Below are 5145 nucleotides of genomic sequence, written 5' to 3'. Positions count from 1 at the left end.
TGAAGCCCTTTCTGAAGCTTTGCTAATCGTATAATCAAAAGCTAATGACCTATGCCATAAGTTTCCATTTTCTAAACGCGTGATGTAACCCATGCTTATTAAAGTCTCTAATGTCTTTTGAAACGTTTTTACTGAACACCCACACCAACTTGATAAATAAGACGCATTATTGATAAGAGGCGCTTTCTTATCATTCATAAGCAACACAAGGGTTGTATAAACAGCCTTCTCTTTTGCTTTTAAGCCCATAAGCTCTTTTAAAAACTTATCTGTACTAAACTTTACACACGCTACTTTATTACTGGATATCATTCGTGATCTCCCTCTCTTTAACTAAATGTAAAATTGCTAAAGCATCCGCTTCATTATCATCACAAGGCGCGTGTCCTTTTGCACGCATTACCTTTATCATCTCTTCTTTCGACGCATTCCCCTTGCCTGTTGTCGCTTTCTTAATCGTACCAACTGGAATGCCTTCATACGGTATCTGATGATGCTCGCACCACACCGTTAACGTTGCTAACAAGCCACCGTAAACATGCGCTGCGTCTGTACCAACATGGCTCCTCACCTCTTCAAAATACACCGCGTCAATTTGACCTGCTGCCTGCTTTATTTCATTAAGCCATCTCTTAAAGCGTAAATAACGCATCCCGCCGCCTTCAAAACGGCGGGGCTGAAAATTAATGGTCCCACTAATGATACTATTATCCCCACCACGTATCGCCCACCCTGTCTTCGTACCTAGATCAAAACAAAGAATTGTGTTAATCACCGCGCCACTCCATACATAACGTGTTTTATAGGATTGTTTTTTTCCAAAAATGAAAGAAAGAAGGGTGTCTGAAATATGCCAACACTATCTGAAATAATCAGTAATATCATTGCTGCTCTTGTTGGTAGTATTGTTTCATTTATTCTAGCAGCAGTGATAAATTCCCTAGACAAAAGAGCTCGAAAACAAATAGAGGAAAAATTAGAGCTCTTCAAAAGCCAAACTAAATCACTACAAGATCTCGTCGACATTTTATGGCAAGAAAAAGAAGAACGAGATTTAGGAGAAAAATTAGACATTAGCATTGTTGAGATAAAATCGGCAATACGTGTTGACCAACCTGATTTCCCAATGATTAGAATATTTTTACACATAAAAAATCCTACCCCAAAAGCCATTCAAATATACAGTATCAGCTTATCAGAAGAAGAACCGTTTAATTTTTTTCTCGTAAAGTGTCGTAAGAAAGATTGTAATGGAGAGAAAATTATCACTATTAATATAAAACAAGAAAAATGCATTAACTTCTCTTTATCTGCAATGGAACCCAAAAAAAATCGTTGGACTGGTTTAATTTTGATGAACGATAACGAATTGGATTTATGCCTCTATATTCGCTCTCTAAAGCCACATACATTAAGCAATCCTAATCTTATTATACATCACAGCTCACCAAATCTTCCAAATAAAACAATTGAAGTGCATATTCCCATTCCTTCCTTGGCACCTGCTAAACTATATTAGAACAATCAACACGTTAATGATCCTATTTCCTAATCTCTTTTGCTTTTAATTAGTTTTTCAAGCTTTTGATTTGTACTAAACATCACTTCGTTTAGTTCATTTATCTTTTTTGTGATTTTCTGCCTTTCTTTGAAAGAACAATAAATATTATAAAACCAATACAAATGAGCAATTACAAACATAACAATTGATACGACTGCATATATCGACATCCCTCTCTCCTCACTTCCTTTTCTTCTGAGAAGAGTCCTTTTTATTATCTGTAGATACTTCTCCACTATTAACTAAAGTACCACCACCAACGTTGCTTGTATCAACACGTGCATTACCGCAAACAATTGCATTGTCATAAACCTTCGCTGTACCATAAATTAATGCCTCCTCGTAAACTTGTGCCTTACCATAAACTTCTGCATTCTTAGTAACGGTAGCATATCCGTAAACGCGCGCTTCTTCATAAACCTGTGCCGCCCCCCAAATCTCTGCATTTCCATACACACGCGCATTGCCATAAACCTTGGCATTACCGCCAACAACCACTTGCCCATAAGCTTGAGCTTTGTCATAAACTTGTGCATTGGAATAAACCTGAGCATCACTAAAAACCATAGCTTCGCCCCCAACCCAACAGTCACCCTCGTGACTAAGATTGGCTTCTTTTGCTATCCAGCCTCCTAAATCACTTTTCTTAATGGTACCAAAGTTTTTTAATGCTCGAATTCGGTGTAAAATATGCTTACAATCACCTTTCTCACCACTGAGTTTGTACTCTTTGATTTCACCAGTGAATTCGTATTTTTTAGTGGGGTCAACTGGTACTATATTATCTTTAAGGGTAATAATCTCTTCTTTAAGCTTCTCTATTTCCTCATCACGTGATTGAACTTCTGCTTTTAGTTCATCTATAATTTCGTTCTTCCGTTTGAACGCTTCATCATACGCATCTATCTTTTGATGCAGTTCTTTAAGATCCGCATCACATTCATCAATGGTCTGCTTGGTTTTCTTTAAAAACTTGATATCTTTTTCTGCAATTTCTCTCTCAAGCTCTGCAATTTGGACTTGAAACTTTTCAATCTGCCCTGCAAGTTGCTTAAACTTGTCCCGATAATGCAATGCAAAACGAAACATCACCCCGCTAAAAAGCAAAGCTCCAAACACCACAAACACAACTATCGCTATCATTTCATGTGAACTCATCTTGATCTCCATTAATTTTTATGAGAGCGGTCATCACAACCAATCTGTTTTGCCTCGCATTCCATTAAGAAAAGCAGGCAACACGCCGCATGTGCCAAGTGCGATAAATCACTCTCAGCATCCTTACTCTCTCCACCAAACCATGCTAATAAATGACGCAAAGCTGCTCCGTGAAACCGGCTCCAATCCATGCCATTACGCCAGTTATTTGCTCCGTATTTCTTTGCTCCAAACTCTAAAACACGACCGATTTCCATCAGTGCTAAAGGCGGTATAAGATCTAAACGAGGCTTCCCATCATCATTCTTATACGCTTCATTTACAGACATCATCATCTCCTAAGGCTGCAAACCGTCGCACGCGCTATCAACACAGCTGCTCTTGCAAATTTTCGACAATGGGGGGCTGGCTTGCTCTTGCATTAATCTCTGCAAGCGCTCGGGATAAAAAAAATCTTCTGGACGTAAATCTATCCCATGCTCACGCGCATAGGTTAATAATTGCGCTTGATAAATTGAAGGAAATAACCCATTAGCCCCCCCCTTCTCTTTAGAATAAGTGATACGATAAACAGCACCTTTACATTTCTGCAAAATACGCGAAACATTAACAGCTCCCCCTAAATATTTTATTATGGTATACGCAGGTTCTTTTTTCATAACAATAAAATTTCATATTTCGTGAATTTTATCAAGATAAAAATTCAGTTTTTTTCTATTGATTTTTCATATCACATGAAAGAGCCTTATTCTTATGGAATCGGATCAATTAAAGGCATGGCTTAATGAGCAATTAGCTAAAAATGGGCATGGCAGTAAGAAAATGCTAGCTAAACATTTGGGGGTATTGCCATCTACTTTATCCAATATGCTAAATAATTCAGCAAAAAATAAACCAGTAAAACCTAGATTAATAAGAGCTGACGAACTCATAAAGATTATTGATTTTTTTGGTGTAATCCCACCTTTTTTAATAAAAGAATCTGAACAATTTATTCGCCTTTACTATCAAGCAAAACCTGAAGTTCAGAAAGCTGTTTTAACGATTCTTCAAAACTCTTGTTCTTTAGACAAAGAATAATAGCTGCCATCACTTTTCATCTCCATAATTCCAAATTTTCTAACATTGTATTGTCAATAATTAATTTTTGTCTTTATAAAATTTCATATTTTATGAATTTTTTTATTGACGTTGTTCATTAAATATGAAATATATAACCACCATACCCCGAAAAAAAATCCCCATGTCAAGGCATTTTTTTCAAAATGTGTTTAAATATTTTGATAATAAATGGAGACCGTTATGAAAAAACCAGTTTTCATAAATTCTAATGAAATTCTCTTACTCATGTGCGAAAATGAAGCGCAAAATCTCGCACAAGCTGGCCCGTTTTATGAAGAAAAAGACATTATCGATTTTATTAATGAAGCCGATAATGCCGTCCAAATCTTCCGCGTTGAACCCGCAACTAACCGGTGTGAAGACATCTCTGAAGAGATCGCTGAATTCTATGTAAACGAGAACAGAGAGCGCCTTAATGAGCACTCTAAGGTTCATAGCTTTATTCGTGAAAGTGAGGCTTTCAATCAACTTTTAGATGATTTAGCTCAAGAAGAATACATTGATAAAGTCTACGGCACTTATGAAGAGCAAAACCGTTTACGCCCTTCTGATGTCCTTCCTGACTATCCAAATTACTCAATATATTCAAAGCGCCTCTCATAGCGCACCCTTTTTCAAAAAATTACAACACAAACCAATGCCGTTCTTTTCAAGAGCGACAAAGGAAGAGTCTAACCGAAAGGAGATGAAATATGGAAAAGAAATACGAACTGACAGATGAGACAATCAAAGTTGGAAATAAAACACTTCACCGTATTCGCGCTTTAAAAGACTTTGGAAACGTCAAGAAAGGTGATCTTGGCGGTTTTATAGAACATGAAGGTAACCTATCTCATGATGGCAATTGCTGGGTCTATGATGATGCTATGGTTGCTATGAATGCTGTCGTTTCTGAAAATGCTAAGGTTTCTGGGAAAGCCATGGTTGATGGAAATGCCAAGGTTTCTGGTGATGCCAAAGTTTATGAAAATGCATGGGTTTTTGGCAATGCCAAGATTTTTGATAAAGCGCGAGTTTTTGAAAACGCCAAGGTTTTTGGCAAAGCCAATGTTTATCATAAAGCGTGGCTTCGTGGAAAAGCTACTATTTTTGGTCGTACTGAGGTTTTTGGTTACTCCATTCTGTCTAGTAATACCATCATTTGTGACAGCGACCAAGTCCCCAGAAATACAGAAGCTTCTGGTAACAACACTGTTTAAGGTAGGGGATAATCATGTATAGCTATGAAATTAAACCTACTTGGTGTGTACAGACAGTTGTGAAAAGTGCTCAAAACCTCGGAGAACTTTGTATTACTATCTCTG

General features: G+C 37.3%; 9 protein-coding genes. 4 read left to right on the top strand and 5 right to left on the bottom strand.

The genetic code is table 11. The features are described from left to right. Positions 1–312, bottom strand: a 312-nt coding sequence (locus PVV64_RS09835; RefSeq protein WP_273760819.1) for a DUF1376 domain-containing protein, incomplete at its 3' end; no start/stop codon positions are given. Beyond that, positions 299–775: a hypothetical protein gene (locus tag PVV64_RS09830; protein WP_273760818.1), complete on the bottom strand. Its 477-nt coding sequence runs from the start codon at positions 773–775 to the stop codon at positions 299–301. The genes PVV64_RS09835 and PVV64_RS09830, both read right to left, overlap by 14 nt. A gap of 75 nt (positions 776–850) precedes the next feature. Between PVV64_RS09830 and PVV64_RS09825 the strand changes: the two genes are divergently transcribed. Continuing rightward, the gene (locus tag PVV64_RS09825) at positions 851–1519 is read left to right on the top strand and encodes a hypothetical protein (RefSeq protein ID WP_273722026.1); all 669 of its coding nucleotides are present in this window, start codon (positions 851–853) and stop codon (positions 1517–1519) included. A gap of 222 nt (positions 1520–1741) precedes the next feature. Here PVV64_RS09825 and PVV64_RS09820 read toward each other — a convergent pair whose 3' ends face one another. From PVV64_RS09820 to PVV64_RS09810, 3 genes are read right to left on the bottom strand one after another with little or no spacing between them, the layout of a single operon-like run. Continuing rightward, positions 1742–2719, bottom strand: a complete 978-nt coding sequence (locus PVV64_RS09820; RefSeq protein WP_273760817.1) for a hypothetical protein — start codon at positions 2717–2719, stop codon at positions 1742–1744. Between the two features lie 11 nt (positions 2720–2730). Then, complete coding sequence (locus tag PVV64_RS09815) at positions 2731–3048, bottom strand: dATP/dGTP diphosphohydrolase domain-containing protein (protein ID WP_273760816.1); 318 nt, start codon at positions 3046–3048, stop codon at positions 2731–2733. A gap of 9 nt (positions 3049–3057) precedes the next feature. Then, positions 3058–3378 carry a hypothetical protein gene (locus PVV64_RS09810; protein ID WP_273760815.1) on the bottom strand — a complete coding sequence of 107 codons (321 nt, stop codon included), beginning with the start codon at positions 3376–3378 and terminating at the stop codon, positions 3058–3060. A 94-nt stretch (positions 3379–3472) separates the two neighbouring features. Between PVV64_RS09810 and PVV64_RS09805 the strand changes: the two genes are divergently transcribed. From PVV64_RS09805 to PVV64_RS09795, 3 genes are all read left to right on the top strand, one after another. Next, positions 3473–3799 (top strand): helix-turn-helix transcriptional regulator, encoded by a 327-nt coding sequence (locus PVV64_RS09805; protein WP_273760814.1) that lies wholly within the window; start codon positions 3473–3475, stop codon positions 3797–3799. 222 nt (positions 3800–4021) lie between these two features. Next, complete coding sequence (locus PVV64_RS09800; RefSeq protein ID WP_273760813.1) at positions 4022–4444, top strand: hypothetical protein; 423 nt, start codon at positions 4022–4024, stop codon at positions 4442–4444. 89 nt (positions 4445–4533) lie between these two features. Continuing rightward, positions 4534–5040, top strand: a complete 507-nt coding sequence (locus PVV64_RS09795) for a hypothetical protein (RefSeq protein WP_273760812.1) — start codon at positions 4534–4536, stop codon at positions 5038–5040. Positions 5041–5145 lie beyond the last annotated feature (105 nt).

This window comes from Bartonella sp. ML70XJBT.G (assembly GCF_028618575.1).
Lineage (GTDB): Bacteria > Pseudomonadota > Alphaproteobacteria > Rhizobiales > Rhizobiaceae > Bartonella.
This window is presented reverse-complemented; position numbering and strand designations above follow the sequence as displayed.

Excerpts from the sequence above, each read along its gene's own strand:
- PVV64_RS09825 (WP_273722026.1), top strand. The coding sequence starts at position 851 with ATGCCAACACTATCTGAAATAATCAGTAATATCATTGCTGCTCTTGTT.
- PVV64_RS09810 (WP_273760815.1), bottom strand. The coding sequence starts at position 3,378 with ATGAAAAAAGAACCTGCGTATACCATAATAAAATATTTAGGGGGAGCT.
- PVV64_RS09815 (WP_273760816.1), bottom strand. The coding sequence starts at position 3,048 with ATGTCTGTAAATGAAGCGTATAAGAATGATGATGGGAAGCCTCGTTTA.
- PVV64_RS09795 (WP_273760812.1), top strand. The coding sequence starts at position 4,534 with ATGGAAAAGAAATACGAACTGACAGATGAGACAATCAAAGTTGGAAAT.
- PVV64_RS09805 (WP_273760814.1), top strand. The coding sequence starts at position 3,473 with ATGGAATCGGATCAATTAAAGGCATGGCTTAATGAGCAATTAGCTAAA.
- PVV64_RS09820 (WP_273760817.1), bottom strand. The coding sequence starts at position 2,719 with ATGAGTTCACATGAAATGATAGCGATAGTTGTGTTTGTGGTGTTTGGA.
- PVV64_RS09800 (WP_273760813.1), top strand. The coding sequence starts at position 4,022 with ATGAAAAAACCAGTTTTCATAAATTCTAATGAAATTCTCTTACTCATG.